Here is a 15914-nt window from a genome sequence, read left to right as displayed (position 1 = left end):
GCTCACGCTAAATCTCCAGCTCCGTGCCGAACTCCACCACCTGCTTGGTCGGCACGCCGAAGAATGCGGCGGAGCGTTCGGCGTTGCGTTGCAGGAAGGCGAATACGCTTTCGCGCCAGACCCACATGCCCGGGACATCCTCGCGCGGGATGATGGTCTCGCGGCCGACATAATAGGTGATGTCGGAGAGGTCGATGCCGGGCAGCTTGCCCTGGCGGCAGACGAGATTCAGTCCCTCATAGATCGTCGGGTTCTGCATGAAGCCGTAATGCAGGACCACGCGGGTGATTCCGGGGATGATCTCGATCACCTCGGCGCGGTCCTCCTCGGGGATGTGCGGCAACTCCTCGATCAGCACGGTGACCAGCAGTACGCGTTCGTGCAGCACGCGGTTGTGCTTGACGAATTGCGTCAGGGCCAGCGGCACGCCCTTCGGCGCCGCCGCCAGGAACGCGGCCGTGCCGGGCAGCCGAGCGGTGCACTTGTTGACAGCGGTCTCGATCAAATCCTCTTCCGGCTGGCGCAGCTTCGCGCGCGCCGTCTCGACCAGCTTCACGCCGGCGCGCCAGGTCAGCATCAGGAAGGCGACGAGGCCGGCGAGCAGCAGCGGAAACCAGCCGCCCTCGAACAGCTTGATCGAATTGGCCGAGAAGAAGATCAAATCGATTACGAAGAAGAATCCGTTGACCGCAACGACGAGCCAGGGCGAAAAACCCCACTGGATCGCGAGCAACGCGGCCAGCAGCGTGGTGATCGCCATCAGCAGCGACACCGCGATGCCGTAGGCGCCGGCCAGCGCATCCGAGGTGCCGAAGCTGAGGACCGCGCCAAGCGTTGCGGCAGCGAGCAACCAGTTCACCAGCGGCACGTAGATCTGGCCGATGGCGTCGCTCTGGGTGTGGCGGATCTGCATGCGCGGCAGGAAGCCGAGCTGGATCGACTGCTGTGTCAGCGAAAACACGCCGGAGATGATCGCCTGCGAGGCTATCACGGTCGCCACCGCCGAGAACGCGACCAGCGGATAGTGCAGGGCGTCGGGGCAGAGCTGGAAGAACGGGTTCTCGATCATGGTGGGATCGGTGATGAGCAGCGCGGCCTGCCCGAAATAGTTTAGCACCAGCGCCGGCAGGCAGATCGCGAACCAGGCCAGCCGGATCGGGAAGCGGCCGAAATGCCCCATGTCGGCGTACATGGCCTCGCCGCCGGTCACCGCCAGGAAGGCCGCGCCGAGGATGGCGAAGGAGACGTGGAAATCCTGGTGAATCAGGAAGTCGAAGGCATAGAGCGGGCTGAGCGCCGCCAGCACCGCCGGCGCCTTGACGATGCCGTGGATGCCGAGCGCCGCGAGCACGACGAACCAGGCCAGCATCACCGGCCCGAAGATACGGCCGATGAAGCCGGTGCCCTGTTTCTGAATCATGAACAGGCCGATCAGGATGACGACGGTCACGGGCACCACGGCGGGCGCAAGCGAGGGGGCGTCGACCTTGAGACCCTCGATGGCTGAGAGCACAGAGATCGCCGGCGTGATCGCACCGTCGCCATAGAGCAGGGCGGCGCCGACGAGCCCAACGACGAGCAGATGGGCACGCCAGGTCCCGGGCTGGGCGTGGCGGGCATGCAGCAGCGCCAGCAGGGCGACGATGCCGCCTTCGCCGCGGTTGTCCGCGCGAAGGATCAGCAGCGCATACTTCAGCGAGATGATCAGCAGCAGGGCCCAGAAGATCAGAGATGCAATCCCCAGAACTGCGCCGGGGGTCAAAGTGGCACCGTGGGCCGCCGCCTTGGCGGCTTCCTTCAGGGCATAGAGCGGGCTGGTACCGATATCGCCATAGACTACCCCGAGGGCGCCCATGGTCATGGCAAGCGGTAGCGGATCAGGATGGTGGCCGGACGCGACAGCGGGCGTACTGGACAATGGCTACCCCCCGATGCGATTGCGCCCGACGGGCCATTCCGCCGGGCGCGATCATCATGCAGTCTGCGACGGGAGGTCGCAAAACGCCATCGGGATTATGTGACGGGGAGCTGACAGGGCCGACTACGGAGTCCGATTCGCGGTCACGAGGCGCGCCTCGCGGACATTCGCCTTGGTGCCGGCCTTGCGCAGGCACGAAGCCTCGAAATTCGGCCAGGCCTGCTGCGAGCAATCCTTGCCGATGGTGCGGATATCGAGCCGGTCGCTCTTGGCCAGCGGCTGCGGCACGCTGGCTTCCACTTTCGGGGCAAAGCCGGGCAGAAGGGTGAGGGCGGCGGCGACACACGCAGACAGAGCGATCGCTGAAAGAGCCTTGATCATTTGACAGTCCCCTGTGATGCGGCCGCCTACGCCCAGTGTGCGGCCCGTCATTCGTTGGCCGGATTAGTAACCATGGCCAGTTTCCGGACGTCTTCGCCGGCACGGGAAATGGTTTCGTGTCCGTGCCCCTTTGTTTCGTGGTCGCCTCAGGGACGAAACAAACCGGCCATTGCCGGCGCGGTCGGCGGGATATCTCGGTGGGTTTGGCCGGGGAACCCGCCCGGCTTGCCGGGCCGGGCCGGGCGCGGTAGGAGGGAGCCATGCCGCGCATTGCCTTCTATCCCGGTTCCTTCGACCCCATCACCAACGGCCATCTGGACGTGGTCCGGCACAGCGTTTCGCTGTGCGACCGGCTCGTGGTCGCGATCGGGGTCCATCCCGGCAAGAAGCCGCTGTTCTCGACCGAGGAGCGGCTGCAGATGCTCGATGACGTCTGCGGGCCGTTGGCGGCCCAGGCCGGCTGCGTGCTCGAAGCGGTGACCTTCGACGATCTGGCGGTCACCGCTGCGCGCAAGCACGGTGCCACCATCATGATCCGGGGGCTGCGTGACGGCAGCGACCTCGACTACGAAATGCAGCTCGCCGGCATGAACGGGACCATGGCGCCCGAGGTGCATACGGTCTTCCTGCCGGCCTCTCCCATGGTTCGCCCGATCACCGCCACTTTGGTGCGCCAGATCGCCGGCATGGGCGGGGACGTCTCGGCCTTCGTCCCGCCGCAGGTTGCGGCACAGCTCAAGGCAAAATTCGCCGTATAACGGCGCGCTTCCTCTTCTCTCTGATCCGGAGTTGTCATGATCCGAATTCTCGCAGTTCTTGCCGCGCTTCTGTTCGCGGTGCCGGCCGTGGCGCAGCAATTGCCGGCCAATCTCGACAAGGCCAACGCCATCGTCATCGACACCACCAAGGGTCGCATCGTCATCAAGCTGCGGACCGACATCGCGCCCCATCACGCCGAGCGCATCAAGCAGCTGGCGCGCGAGGGCTTCTACAACAACGTGCCGTTCCATCGCGTCATGGACGGCTTCATGGCGCAGACCGGCGACGGCCAGAACTTCAACGGCACCGGCGGATCGAAATATCCGAACCTGAAGCAGGAATTCTCCAAGGTGCATTTCGCGCGCGGCATCGTCGGGATGGCCCGGCGCGGCGACAGCGTCGACACCGCCAACTCGCAGTTCTTCATCATGTTCGCCGACGGCGGCAGCCTCGATAACCAGTACACCGTGATCGGCGAGGTCGTGCAGGGCATGGACGTCGTCGACAAGCTGAAGAAGGCCCCTCCCGGCTCCGCCGGCGGCGCCGTGACCGATCCCGACAAGATGGTGAAGGTGCAGGTCGCCTCCGACATCAAATAGGAGATTGCGATGGCGCGCTGCGGCGACAAGCTCGTGCTGGTTGCCGCATTGCTGCTGTTCGGCCTGTCCGGTGCGGCCGCAGAGGATGGGCAGGTCAACACCATCCAGGACATCTTCCGGCATCTGCGGACCTGCTGGAAACCGCCGCCGGTCGCCAAGGCCCGCCCACTCGACATCACCGTCGTCGTGAGCTTTAACCGGTCCGGCGACATTCTGGGCCATCCGAGGATCTCCTATGAATCCGCGGAGGCCTCCGACAATGACCGGCTGCAATACCGGATCGCGGTGATGGAGGCGTTGCAACGCTGCACGCCGATGCCATTTACCGATGCAATGGCCGGCGCCGCTGCGGGACGTCCATTCGCGATCCAGTTCCGCAGCCGCAAAACGTCACCTGACAAGACTTCACCTCCAACGCAAGAGAGACGAGCATGAGCGCCACCGAAAACACCCTGATCCTCGAGACCACGCAGGGCCCGGTCACAATCGAGATGCGGCCCGACCTCGCGCCCGGCCATGTCGCGCGCATCAAGGAACTGGTCCGTGAGGGCTTTTACGACGGCATCGTGTTCCACCGCGTGATCGACGGCTTCATGGCGCAGACCGGCTGCCCGCAGGGCACCGGCACCGGCGGCTCCGGCAAGAAGCTGAAGGCCGAGTTCAACAAGGAGCCGCATGTGCGCGGCACCACGTCGATGGCGCGCGCCGCGAGCCCGGATTCCGGCGACAGCCAGTTCTTCATCTGCTTCGACGACGCCCGCTTCCTCGACAACCAGTACACGGTGTGGGGCAAGGTCACCGAGGGCATGGAAAACGTCGACAAGATCAAGCGCGGCGAGCCGGTGCAGAACCCCGACAAGATCGTCAAGGCGCGGATGGCCGCGGACAAGGAGTAATCGCTCGATCCTCATCCTGAGGAGCGCGGAACGCGCGTCTCGAAGGATGAAGGCCCCGCTGCTGCAGCTCGGCTTTCATGGTTCGAGACGGCGCTACGCGCCTCCTCACCATGAGGGTCCGACTGCACGGCACTCGCCCGACATGCGCACCGACCTGTTCGATTTCGACCTTCCCGCCGAGCGCATCGCGTTGCGCCCTGCGAGCCCGCGCGACTCCGCGAAGATGCTGGTCGTGGAGAACGGCGCGCTGCGCGACCAGACCATCGCCGACCTCGCACAATGGCTGCAGCCGGGCGACCAGCTCGTCGTCAACGACACCAAGGTGATCGCCGCGCAATTGAAGGGTCGCCGCATCGGCCGCGAGACCGAGCCGAAGATCGAGGCGACGCTAATCAAGCGGCTCGACGGCTCGCGCTGGCAGGCGCTGGTGAAGCCGGCGAAGAAGCTCACGGCCGGCGACCGCATCCGTTTCGGCAATGAAGGCAAGGTCTGCCTGCTCGGGCATCTCGATGCCGAGGTCGAAGCCAAGGGCTTAGAGGGCGAAGTGACGCTGTCGTTCTCGTTCCACGGCCCGGCGCTGGACCAGGCCATCGCCGATCTCGGCAGCCCGCCGCTGCCGCCCTACATCGCCTCCAAGCGCACGCCCGACGAGCAGGACCTCGCCGATTACCAGACCATGTTCGCGGCGAACGAAGGCGCGGTCGCCGCGCCGACCGCGGGCCTGCATTTTACCCCGGCGCTGGAGCAGGCGCTGCGTGACCGCGGCGTCGGCGTCAACCGCGTGACGCTGCATGTCGGGGCAGGGACCTTCCTGCCGGTCAAGGTCGACGATACCGAAGGCCACAAGATGCATGCCGAGTGGGGCACGATCTCGGCGGAGACAGCGGAGCGGCTCAACAGCGCACGGAAGGACGGCGGCCGCATCGTCGCCGTCGGCACCACGTCATTGCGCCTGCTCGAGAGTGCAGCGCGCGAGGACGGCACGATTCAGCCGTTCGCGGCCGAGACCTCGATCTTCATCACGCCCGGCTATCGCTTCCGCGCGGTCGATATTTTGATGACGAATTTCCATCTGCCGAAGTCGACGCTGTTCATGCTGGTGTCGGCGTTTTCGGGGCTGGAGACGATGAAGCGGGCCTATGCGCATGCGATCGCGAATGGATATCGCTTCTATTCGTATGGCGATGCGTGTCTGTTGTTTCGAGCGGTGCTGTAGGGTGGGCAAAGCGAAGCGTGCCCACGTCTTTTTTGATTAAGGGGCGAGAGTGGTGGGCACGGCGCTTGCGCGCCTTTGCCCACCCTACGATACCGGTTGCTACGACATCCGTTACGCCATCACCCGCTGCGGCAGTAGCTCCGCGATCTGCACCGCGTTCAGCGCCGCGCCCTTGAGCAATTGATCCGCCGCAACGAACATCGAGATCGAATGCCCTGAGGGATCGCTCAGATCCTTGCGGATACGGCCGACCAGGACGTCGTCCTGGCCCGAGGCGTCGATCGGCATCGGGAAGTAGTTCTTGGCGCGGTCGTCGACCACCTTCACGCCGGGCGCCTGCGCCATGATAGCGCGGACCTGGTCCTCGCTGATCGGCTTCTCGCATTCGAAGGTGATGGCCTCGCAATGGGCGCGCAGCACCGGCACGCGCACGCAGGTGACGCCGATGGCGATTTTCTCGTCCTCGAAGATCTTGCGGGTCTCCTTGATGACCTTGGTCTCTTCGTCGTTGTAACCGGTGTCGGGATCGACGGCGGTGTTGTGATTGAAGAGGTTGAACGCGTAGGGATGCGGCATCACCTTCGGCGTATAGACCTGCCCGTTGAGATTGGCGCGCGTGGATTCGACCAGCTCCTCCATCGCGGCGGCGCCGGCGCCGGACGCGGCCTGGTAGGTCGAGATGATGACACGCTTGATACGGTTCTTCTGGTGGATCGGCCACAGCGGCACCAGCGCGGTGATGGCGGCGCAGTTCGGATTGGCGATGATGCCCTTGTGGTCGCGAATCCGGTTGGCGTTGATCTCGGGGATCACCAGCGGCACGTTCGGGTCCATGCGGAAGGCGGAGGAGTTGTCGACCACGACCGCGCCCGACTTGACCGCGATCGGCGCATACTTCCGGGAGATGCTGCCGCCGGCGGAGAACAGGGCGATGTCGACGCCTTCGAACGAGCGCTCATTGAGCTCCTCGATCACGACCGGCTGGCCGCGGAACGACACCGTCTTGCCGGCCGAGCGGGCGCTGGCCAGTGCCTTCAGCTTGCCGACGCGAAAGCCGCGCTTGTCCATGGTGGCGATGAATTCGGCGCCCACCGCACCGGTGACGCCGACAATCGCGACGACGGGATCGTTACTCACTTTGTCCTCCATGCGTTTGAAATCTAGACAACAAAAAAGCCCCGGACCATCATGGGCGGGGCTTCGGTAGAGTGGATTGCGTTCTAGTCGACGACTACGCGCGCACGCCTCCCGGGCCCCTGAGGCCGTGGTGGTTTTGGTCGTGCGTTTGGTGGTCGTGAACATGGCGGCGACTTATGCGGGAGAGTCTTGCGCCCGTCAATGCCCTTTCACCCCGGTCGATGCCGGGGCCGGCCTCCCGCTATTTGGCGCCCGGGGGCTCGAGGGTGACCTCCTTGAGATCGTCGCCGCTGACGACGACGATCGAAAAATTGAGCCGGCCGCGTTCGCGCACCAACCCGCCGCTGATCGCCTTGCCCGAGGCGGCGCGTTCGGCGACGCGCACGGCCTCAGCCAGGCGGTGCCTGATCGCACCGAGCGCTGCGAGGTTGTCACGATCCTCGTGGTCGAGCTCGGCGAGGGGGAAGGCGGCTTCGCCGCCGACCAGCTCGCCGGTCGTCGCATTGATGGTGTGGCGCCAGATCCGGTCGTTTTGCAGGGTCTTCACCCGATACACCGGCACCCCGTCCGCCCCGTCGAAACTCACATCCGCCGTGGTGGCGCCGGCGTGCCGGGCTTCGGCAATCGACATCGCCTGGCTGATGGAGATCGACGAACTGCGGAAGCGCTCGATCTCGCGGCTGATGGCCCGGCGGTCGGCATCGGCATCACCATCTGTGTCGCTGTGAAGGGCGGTCGGCGTGCCCGTGGAGACGATTGCCCGGGCCGGTGCGGCGATGAGGAGCGCGGACAGGGCGGTCGCAAGCAGTCGCGAGATATGTCGTTTGGCTGTCGTCATGCTCGAAACCCTCGGCCAGCGAGTGTGCCGGATGATCGTAAAGAATTCGCGGCCGGCCTTGGGCGTCGGCCGGCCGCGGAACGTCGTGGGCGGGCTGTACCCGGCACGGCGATCTAGCGGTACGGGCCACCTTTGGGGCTGGTGAAAAAAGCGGTCCGTATCGCTTATAACTAAACCATACCGTATCGTTTTATTTTGGTCAACGGCGCAGGCAGGTTCCGTTGCGGAAGGCGGGCAATCTCACGGAATTGTCAGCGCGCGGGGCGTCGCCGCGACGAGCCTTTGGTGGTGCCCTGGACGCGGTCGGCAGGTCCCAGCGCACCGGCGAGGAACAGCTTGATGGCCGTGCGCATGCGCTTTTCGGCGGGCTTCATCTCGAGCGCCGTTCCGAACGTCGCCAGGCGGTGGGTGTGACCGACGACCACGTCGAGAAAAACCTCGGCTGCGATGGTGGTGTCCTCGATGTCGAGCGCGCCCTGCGCCACCAGACGGTCAAAGAAGCGCGCGGTGGCGTCGACAGCCTTGAGCCAGCCTTCCTCCTTGCCGAGCTTGGCGACGTCGGGGAAGTTGATCGCCTGCGACGTCATCATGCGGCTGAACGCGACGGCATCGGGTCCGCAGGTGAATGTCAGCATCTCGCGCCCGATCTCGACAAGGCGCTGCTCGACCGAGATGTCGGAGGCGCTGGAGAGCTGCGTCTCGGCAGCGGCCGACAGCGGCGCAAGCCAGCGCGCAATCTCGCGCCTCAGCACAGCGGCAAACAGGCCGCGCTTGTCGCCATAGCGGGAATAGACGGTGGGCTTGCTGACCCGGGCCGCTTCCGCGACCGCGTCGAGCGAGGTGGCGTCGAAGCCGCGGTCCAGGAACAGGCGGGTGGCGACCTCGATCAGCCGCTGGTCGCGCTCGATGGCGGCGGTTTTTGTCGGCCGGCCGCCACGGGATTTCGGCACCTCGCGCCTCGGCACAGCCGGTTTTGTCCTGGTCGCAGTCAATCCCATGCCCACTGATTCCTGCGCGTTTCTGACATTAGTTTCTATATCGCGCAGGAGCCGGGGCGTCATGGCGAAACTGGCCGAATTGGCCGTATCGTCAACGGTTTCGTCAGGGCCTCGTTCCGTCTCACGGCACCGTCGAGCTCCAGGCCTGACCGGCAGCGGCCTTGTCATATCCGTATTGGTAGAGCGCCCGCATATAGGCGGTATCGAATCCTTCCGAGGGCGGCGCCGGGTACTCGCGCGCGATGTAGGAGAGGTGGAAGCCGAGACGGTTGCGCTTGGCGAAATCGTAAGTCGAGAAGATGATCGAGCGCGTCTGCGACTGGGTGATCGCCGACAGGCTGCGCGAGGCGACGTCGATGGTGCCGTTGGAGACCAGCTCGAAGTTGCGCTCGATCTTCTTGTTGACGAGGATGTAGATGTCCATCTTTGCACTACCCGGTAATCGGCTGCCCTGGAACAGCAGGGCTTCCGGCAGCGTCAGCACTGGCGCGGTCACGCCGCCGTCGACATGCATCTCCTGAAACTTGCGGCCCTCGCCCTCGGCGTCGATCATGATCGGCGGAAACACCAGGGGAATGCTGGCGGAGGCCGCCATCACGTCGCGAAACAGCTTCAGCGCCTCGGGCGTGCCGACCGCGGCGATCTTGCCCATGTCCCAGATCGCGGTGCGCTGGGTGTCGAGATCGGTCGTCACCACCAGCAGCTTCCGGCCCTTGGCATTCTCGCGCGCGACTTGCGCCATGACCTCCGGCCCGACATAGCGCGCCACCAGTTCGCGCAGCCGTGTGTTGCCGAACAGGCCGGATCCGAACAGCACGCGCATGATGCTGGGATCGTTCAGCAGGCTCTCGGCGATGCCGCTGGTATAGACCTCCTTCAGCGTGTCGTCGTATTGCGAGCCGAGATACGCAAACGGCGCGATCAGGCCGCCGGTGCTCACGCCCGAGACGACGGAGAAGGCGGGGCGGGTTCGGGCCGCGGTCCAGCCGTTGAGAACGCCGACGCCGTAGGCGCCATCGGCGCCGCCGCCGGACAGCGCCAGATAGGACCTCGTCGCGGTGCCGGTGTTCTTCTCGAAGCTGAATTTGGTGACGGGGTCGTCGGCGTAGCGCCTGAGGCCGTCGATATCGAGCACGCGCGATGTGCTGGCTTCGGCGGCCGTGTAGGGCGTACGCGGCAGGGAGGTGCAGGCGCCGAGCACCAGGCTGCACGTCAGAACCAGGAATGCTGCCAGGTGTGCGCCTGCCTGCCTTTTCCGGCCAGGCGAGGGACCGGACATGTCAGTCGAACCTGAAGGGAAGGGCATTGTCGGTGGCTGGCGATCACGCATCTACCGCCGCCGGCAAAGTTGCCGCGGCATCTCGTCCAGCCCCACCGGTAAAACTACACGGTATCGTTTTGTTTAGCAAGGGCGGCGGCGCGAAACGTCTGGGTCAATTCTGTCCCAGCCTGAGGCACAGGGCGCCGGGGCGGGTTGATCGGCTTCCTCCGACACGCAATAAGCACGGCCATGAATCCGAACCATGATCTTCCCAATCACTTTGAATTGCTCGGCACTGATGGTGCCGCGCGGACCGGGCGCCTGATCACGCCTCACGGCGTGGTGCGCACCCCCGCCTTCATGCCGGTCGGCACCGCCGGTGCCATGAAGGGCATGCACTGGCGCGAGGTGCGCGATGCCGGCGCCGACATCGTGCTCGGCAACACCTATCATTTGATGCTGCGTCCGAGTGCCGAGCGCATCGCAGCGCTCGGGGGCCTGCAGAAATTCACCGGCTGGAACGGGCCGATGCTGACGGATTCCGGCGGCTTCCAGGTGATGTCGCTGTCGGACCTGCGGAAGGTCACCGAGAACGCCGTCACCTTCCGCTCCCATATCGACGGCGCCAAGGTCGAGCTGTCGCCGGAGCGCTCGATCGAGGTGCAGCGCTTGCTCGGCTCCGACATCGCCATGCAGATGGACGAGTGCGTGCGGTTGCCGGCAGAGCGCGCCGACATCGAGCGCGCGATGCAATTGTCGCTGCGCTGGGCCGAGCGCAGCAAGCGCGCCTTCGAGAGCGCGCCCGACGGCTACATGCTGTTCGGCATCGTGCAGGGCGGCGACATTCCCCAGCTTCGCCATGAGAGCGCGCAAGGCCTCGTCGCGATCGGCTTCCATGGCTATGCGATCGGCGGCCTTGCCGTCGGCGAGCCGCAGGCGGTGATGCTGGCGATGATCGACGAGACCGCACCATTGCTGCCGAAACAGCGCCCGCGCTACCTGATGGGCGTCGGCACGCCCGACGACATCCTCGAAGCCGTCAAGCGCGGCATCGACATGTTCGATTGCGTGATGCCGACGCGCAATGGCCGGCACGGCGTCGCCTTCACGCGCTTCGGCCAGGTGAATTTGCGCAACGCGCGCCACGCCGACGATCCCCGCCCGCTCGATGAGGAGAGCTCGTGGCCATCGGCGCGCAACTGCGCGCGCGCCTATCTGCATCATCTCGTCAAGGCGGGCGAGACGCTCGGAGCGATGCTGCTGTCGGAGATCAATATCGCATATTACCAGTTCCTGATGCAGGGCATCAGGGACGCGATTGCGCAGGGAAGGTTCGACGAGTTCTATCAGCGTACGCGCACGGACTGGGCGAGGGGCGATATCGCCCCGCGCTAGATCAATGGTCCAGGCTCAATTGCACACCATCCGCTGCTTCACGGCGTGCTTGGTGACGAAGCCGTAGCCGCAATTGTCGCAGGTCCAGAGATAGCTGATCACGTGGTCGGAGACGTAGGCGGAGGCTTCGGCGGCGACCATGGAGTCGGCGCAGACGGGACAGGTCGGCAACTCGCTGCAACGCGGATCGCGCCTTAGCGCTACGGTCGACATCACTTCAGCGATTGCTGACATCGTGGTGACCTCCCTGCTTCAAGACCTAAGTCTAACATAAGCAGAATCAGTTGACGAGGTCGCAACACAAATGCGTTGGTTTTCGGCTAATTAAAGCTCACGCGATTTTGCGATGCAGCGTATTTAACATGTGCGGCATTGCCGCTTGCGTGTCGCCGTAAGCTGTCTCTAACTGCGCGAGAGCCGCGACAGAATTGAAAATAGTCGTCACAGGGAGTTCATCATGGACGCATCGTCCACCACGGGTGCAGCGCACCAACCCGGCCGCGGCCGGATATATGACTCGATCGTCGATGCCTTCGGCAACACGCCGACCGTGCGGTTGCGTCGGCTACCCGGCATGCACGGCGTGAACGCGACCATTTTGGCAAAACTTGAATATTTCAATCCGGCCGCAAGCGTGAAGGACCGCATCGGCGCGGCCATGATCATCGCCATGGAGAAGGCGGGTATCGTCAAGCCCGACACCGTGTTGATCGAGCCGACCTCCGGCAATACCGGCATCGCGCTCGCTTTCGTCGCGGCGTCACGCGGCTACCGGCTCAAGCTGGTGATGCCGGAATCGATGTCGATCGAGCGGCGCAAGATGTTGGCTTTTCTCGGTGCCGAACTGGTGCTGACGCCGGCGGCGCAGGGCATGAAGGGCGCGATCGCCGCCGCCGAGGAGCTGGTGAACACGACGCCGAACGCGGTGATGCCGCAGCAGTTCAAGAACCTCGCCAATCCCGAGGTGCACCGCCGCACGACCGCGGAGGAGATCTGGAACGACACCGGCGGCAACATCGATTTCTTCGTCGCCGGCGTCGGCACCGGCGGCACGATCACCGGCGTCGGCCAGGTGCTGAAGCCGCGCAAGGCCTCGCTGCGCGTGGTCGCGGTCGAGCCGGAGGAAAGTCCTGTGCTGTCGGGCGGACAGCATACGCCGCACAAGATCCAGGGCATCGGCGCCGGCTTCGTCCCTGACATCCTCGACCGCGCCGTGATCGACGAGATCGTGAAAATCAACTCGACGACGGCGATCGAGACCTCGCGCGCGCTGGCGCGGCACGAGGGCATTCCGGGCGGCATCTCGTCGGGCGCCGCGATCGCCGCCGCGCTCGAGATCGGCAAGCGGCCGGAAGCGGCGGGAAAGACCATCCTGGCGATCGTGCCGTCCTTCTCCGAGCGGTATCTTTCGACAGCACTGTTTGAGGGAATCTAGCACATGGCGGATCAACCACCGAGGCGGCCGCGCACGCTTGGCGATGCCAGGACGGAGGCCGAGGCGGCGTTCAAGAAGGTGACGGCCAGGGTCGCGGTCGCGCCGCCGAAGCCGAACGTGGCGCCGGGGGTCAGGGAGCAGGTGACGCTGCGCATCGACCAGGACGTGCTGGAGTTCTTTCAGGAGGGCGGCCCCGGTTGGCAGGACCGCATCAACGAGGCGCTGCGCAAGGCCGCCGGGAAGTAAGTCCCGATCGATGCGGCATCTGGCTGGATGCTGAGACGTTCGGATAAGCCCATCTCTACCGGCGTCATTGCGAGGAGCTCTTGCGACGAAGCAATCCAGAGTCCCGCCGTGGTGGGACTCTGGGTTGCTTCGCTGCGCTCGCAATGACGGCTTACGCAGGAACACCGTCAGACTAACGTGAAAAGCCCGGCGCGAGCCGGGCTTTGTGTTGTCGACCTCGTTTTCGTATCAGCGGCGGAACATGCCGCCCATCATGCCGCCGACGACACCGCCGACGAAGGCCGCACCGGCGGCATCGCCGGGGTTGCTGCGGTGTTGCGGAGCCGGCGCGCTCTGAGGAGCGCTGGCTGCGCGCCGGGCCGGCTTCTGGCTGGTGTCGCTCGCCGTCGCCGGGCCAGCCACGACTTCCGAGAGCAGGGCCTTGTGCTGGAATTTGTTGAGGTAGCCGGTCGATGGATAGCCGCGGGCGGCCTGCCAGCGCTTGAGCACCGTGCGGGTCTCGTCGCTGAACGCACCGGTCACCTTGGTGTCGAAGCCGAGCCCGGTCAGGCGGCGCTGGACGTCGCGGCGCTGGCCCTTGTCGAGGCCAATCTGGTCTTCGGTGAGCTGGGTGGCATCGTCGGTGAAGGTTGCAGGATCGACGCCGCCGTTCAGGTTGCGGGTTGCGGTGGACGGGCCGGTCTTGATCGCCGCAAGCCGCGCCAAGGCCAGCGCCTTGAACTGGCCGTTCGGATAGGCCGAGAGATAGGCGTTGAGCTCTTCCGGCTTGTTGGATTCCTTGACCGAGCGCCAGTACTCGAGCTCGACTCCGTCAGAGCTGCCGACTGCGGCCGGCACGACGCCGGAGGCCGTCGGTGCCGCGTTCGCAACCTGTGTGGTCTGCGACGGGTTGAGATAGACCGCGCCGATCAGGTTGGTATGACCCCAGGGCAGTTGGCCCTTGCGGGTCTCCTCGTTGACCTGGGCGCGCACCGACGTCATCGCCTGCTGGATCTCGACGCCGGGCTTGGTGATGTTGTCGATCAGCGCGCGGGTGAAGGGGCTGTTGTTGCCCTCCTGGCCGTCGAGCGCGGTCTGGCCCGGCCCGGTGGCGAAGGCGATCAGCGTGCCTTCGCCGGACTTCATCTCGGCAAGGCCGCTCTGCACGTTGACGCTGCGGGTCGCGGAGTTCGACTTGATCTTGGCGGCGAATGGATTGTCGCGGCAGGCGTCGAGGAAGACGAGCTTGACCTTGGCATCGCCCATGGTCTGCTCGAGCGTCAGGTCGATGTTGATGGCTGCGCCGAGCTTGACGTCCATCTCCGATTTGATGTCGGCATCGACAGGCAGGAGATAGTTGCTGCCGCTGACCGCGATGCCGTGGCCGGCGTAGTAGAACACGGCGACGTCGGAGCCCTGCGCCTTGCGGCCGAAATCCAGCAGCTTCTCGGTCATCTGGTCACGGGTGAGGTTGGATCCTTCGATCACCTCGAAGCCGACATTGCGCAGCGTCGATGCCATCGCCTTGGCGTCGATCGGCGGGTTCGGCAATTGCGCGACGTTCTTGTAGGAGCCGTTGCCGACGACGAAAGCGACGCGGCGGTCGGCCTTCGCGGCACCGACCGACAACGCCATGCACATCAATGAAGCGAGGAGGGTGAGATAGCGCATCTGAAATCCCCAGAATCGAATTGCAGGCAGCAACAAATTGGCAACGAACTTACACGAAGTGCCCGACCTCGTGCCACCAAAACGGCGGTCCGGTGCGTGCAACCCGCTGCTGTGTGGCCGAATGTGCACGATCGGAGTACCTCCCAACGTGATCCAAATCACACGGCCACTTTGATTTGTCGCGCAAGGCCGTGCCAGGTTCACGGCGCGCGGGCGGGAACCGCGGGCGCCGGCTTCAAATTCAGGAGGTTGCCACACAAGATCAGCGCAGCACCGAGCACGGTCCAGGCGTCGAGCCGCTCGGAATACAGCAGCCAACCGACCGTCGCCGTCAGTGGAACCCGGAGGAAGTCCATGGGAACCACGATCGTTGCGTCGGCATACCGGAGCGCGCTGGCCAGGCAATAGTGCGAGAAAGTGCCGCAGACACCGATGACGAAGAGCCATCCCCAAAGCGGGGCGGACGGCCACGTCCAGACGGCGAACGTCGGCAGCAGACCCACGACCATCTGCACGATGATCATCCAGAACAGGATCGACAAAGCGCTCTCGGTCCGGGTCAGCGACTTCGCCAGGATCATCGAGACGCTGAAGCCGATCGCAGCTCCGAGCGCGATCAGTTGGCCCGGATTGATCTCGCTGGTGGCGGGCCGCACGATCATGACGACGCCGACGATGCCGAGCACGACGGCGGCGATCTTCCAGACCGTCATGCGTTCTGACAGGAACGTTGCGGCCAGCAGCGCAGTCCAGATCGGCATGGTGAACTCGATCGCCACGACTTGGCCGATTCCGATCAGCGTCAATGCGTAGAACCAGCCGAGTTGCGCAAAATAATGCACCCCGTTGCGCGCAAGGTGCTGGGGCAGGCGTCTGGTCGCGACCGCCTTGAAGCCGCCGGCGCGGTAGATGAACGGCAGGAGCAGCGTGAGACCGATCACCGAACGCACTTCCATGATCTGGAAGACGTTGAGCTCACGGGTGGTCTCGCGTCCGGCAACGGCCATGACCAGCATCAGCGACAGCCAACCGGCCATCCACAGGGCAGCCATCGTTTTGGACGGTGTCGCGCTCATCGAGCCGGGTGCGGGGGGAATGGGAAAAGACGGGAATGTGAAAGGACGGCCGGTATCGGCGACATCGCCGCCGTTTGCAACGGCAAATCTGCGGATGCAGCGATGCAGG

The 15914-nt window shown here is 64.9% G+C and carries 17 protein-coding genes; 8 read left to right on the top strand and 9 right to left on the bottom strand.

Features of this window, described 5'->3' with window-relative positions:
* Positions 1-7: 7 nt before the first annotated feature.
* Together CIT39_RS18225 and CIT39_RS18220 are read right to left on the bottom strand one after the other, a co-directional pair.
* The gene (locus CIT39_RS18225; RefSeq protein ID WP_094974048.1) at positions 8-1861 is read right to left on the bottom strand and encodes a potassium transporter Kup; all 1854 of its coding nucleotides are present in this window, start codon (positions 1859-1861) and stop codon (positions 8-10) included.
* A gap of 180 nt (positions 1862-2041) precedes the next feature.
* On the bottom strand, positions 2042-2299 hold the full coding sequence (locus CIT39_RS18220) for a hypothetical protein (RefSeq protein WP_094974047.1): 258 nt from the start codon (positions 2297-2299) through the stop codon (positions 2042-2044).
* Between the two features lie 260 nt (positions 2300-2559).
* Here CIT39_RS18220 and coaD point away from each other — a divergent pair, with 260 nt between their 5' ends.
* The 5 genes from coaD (at position 2560) to queA (ending at position 5769) form a co-directional block, all read left to right on the top strand.
* Positions 2560-3057 carry a pantetheine-phosphate adenylyltransferase gene (gene coaD / locus CIT39_RS18215; RefSeq protein ID WP_094974046.1) on the top strand — a complete coding sequence of 166 codons (498 nt, stop codon included), beginning with the start codon at positions 2560-2562 and terminating at the stop codon, positions 3055-3057.
* 36 nt (positions 3058-3093) lie between these two features.
* Positions 3094-3657 carry a peptidylprolyl isomerase gene (locus tag CIT39_RS18210; protein WP_094890396.1) on the top strand — a complete coding sequence of 188 codons (564 nt, stop codon included), beginning with the start codon at positions 3094-3096 and terminating at the stop codon, positions 3655-3657.
* A gap of 9 nt (positions 3658-3666) precedes the next feature.
* Positions 3667-4092 carry a hypothetical protein gene (locus CIT39_RS18205; protein ID WP_094974045.1) on the top strand — a complete coding sequence of 142 codons (426 nt, stop codon included), beginning with the start codon at positions 3667-3669 and terminating at the stop codon, positions 4090-4092.
* Positions 4089-4553 (top strand): peptidylprolyl isomerase, encoded by a 465-nt coding sequence (locus tag CIT39_RS18200; protein ID WP_094974044.1) that lies wholly within the window; start codon positions 4089-4091, stop codon positions 4551-4553. Before CIT39_RS18205 ends, CIT39_RS18200 begins: the two co-directional genes overlap by 4 nt.
* Positions 4554-4695: 142 nt before the next feature.
* Positions 4696-5769 (top strand): tRNA preQ1(34) S-adenosylmethionine ribosyltransferase-isomerase QueA, encoded by a 1074-nt coding sequence (queA, locus tag CIT39_RS18195; protein WP_094974043.1) that lies wholly within the window; start codon positions 4696-4698, stop codon positions 5767-5769.
* Positions 5770-5880: 111 nt separating this feature from the next.
* On the opposite strand, the gene CIT39_RS18190 is transcribed toward queA, so the two are convergent.
* The 4 genes from CIT39_RS18190 to CIT39_RS18175 all read right to left on the bottom strand — a co-directional run bounded on the left by CIT39_RS18190 (position 5881) and on the right by CIT39_RS18175 (position 10021).
* Positions 5881-6918 carry an aspartate-semialdehyde dehydrogenase gene (locus tag CIT39_RS18190; protein ID WP_094974042.1) on the bottom strand — a complete coding sequence of 346 codons (1038 nt, stop codon included), beginning with the start codon at positions 6916-6918 and terminating at the stop codon, positions 5881-5883.
* A gap of 229 nt (positions 6919-7147) precedes the next feature.
* Complete coding sequence (locus CIT39_RS18185) at positions 7148-7744, bottom strand: PepSY domain-containing protein (protein ID WP_162308560.1); 597 nt, start codon at positions 7742-7744, stop codon at positions 7148-7150.
* Positions 7745-7995: 251 nt separating this feature from the next.
* The gene (locus CIT39_RS18180; RefSeq protein ID WP_162308559.1) at positions 7996-8742 is read right to left on the bottom strand and encodes a TetR/AcrR family transcriptional regulator; all 747 of its coding nucleotides are present in this window, start codon (positions 8740-8742) and stop codon (positions 7996-7998) included.
* A 121-nt stretch (positions 8743-8863) separates the two neighbouring features.
* The gene (locus CIT39_RS18175; RefSeq protein ID WP_162308558.1) at positions 8864-10021 is read right to left on the bottom strand and encodes a patatin-like phospholipase family protein; all 1158 of its coding nucleotides are present in this window, start codon (positions 10019-10021) and stop codon (positions 8864-8866) included.
* Positions 10022-10252: 231 nt separating this feature from the next.
* Here CIT39_RS18175 and tgt point away from each other — a divergent pair, with 231 nt between their 5' ends.
* Complete coding sequence (tgt, locus tag CIT39_RS18170) at positions 10253-11398, top strand: tRNA guanosine(34) transglycosylase Tgt (protein WP_094974038.1); 1146 nt, start codon at positions 10253-10255, stop codon at positions 11396-11398.
* 15 nt (positions 11399-11413) lie between these two features.
* Here the strand turns inward: tgt and CIT39_RS18165 are convergent, their stop codons facing one another.
* Positions 11414-11632, bottom strand: a complete 219-nt coding sequence (locus CIT39_RS18165) for a hypothetical protein (RefSeq protein WP_094974037.1) — start codon at positions 11630-11632, stop codon at positions 11414-11416.
* A gap of 223 nt (positions 11633-11855) precedes the next feature.
* Between CIT39_RS18165 and cysK the strand changes: the two genes are divergently transcribed.
* Both cysK and CIT39_RS18155 read left to right on the top strand, forming a co-directional pair.
* Positions 11856-12833 (top strand): cysteine synthase A, encoded by a 978-nt coding sequence (gene cysK, locus CIT39_RS18160; protein ID WP_094974036.1) that lies wholly within the window; start codon positions 11856-11858, stop codon positions 12831-12833.
* Positions 12834-12836: 3 nt separating this feature from the next.
* Positions 12837-13079 carry a BrnA antitoxin family protein gene (locus tag CIT39_RS18155; RefSeq protein ID WP_094974035.1) on the top strand — a complete coding sequence of 81 codons (243 nt, stop codon included), beginning with the start codon at positions 12837-12839 and terminating at the stop codon, positions 13077-13079.
* 228 nt (positions 13080-13307) lie between these two features.
* Here the strand turns inward: CIT39_RS18155 and CIT39_RS18150 are convergent, their stop codons facing one another.
* Positions 13308-14729, bottom strand: coding sequence for a caspase family protein (locus tag CIT39_RS18150; protein ID WP_094974034.1), 1422 nt, complete (start codon positions 14727-14729; stop codon positions 13308-13310).
* Positions 14730-14929: 200 nt separating this feature from the next.
* The gene (locus CIT39_RS18145) at positions 14930-15805 is read right to left on the bottom strand and encodes a DMT family transporter (RefSeq protein ID WP_094974033.1); all 876 of its coding nucleotides are present in this window, start codon (positions 15803-15805) and stop codon (positions 14930-14932) included.
* Between the last annotated feature and the right edge of the window lie 109 nt (positions 15806-15914).

The sequence above is a fragment of the Bradyrhizobium symbiodeficiens genome (genome assembly GCF_002266465.3).
In the GTDB taxonomy this organism is placed as follows: Bacteria; Pseudomonadota; Alphaproteobacteria; order Rhizobiales; family Xanthobacteraceae; genus Bradyrhizobium; species Bradyrhizobium symbiodeficiens.
The sequence above is the reverse complement of the archived record's forward strand: the minus strand, read 5'-3'. Positions and strand labels throughout refer to the sequence as shown.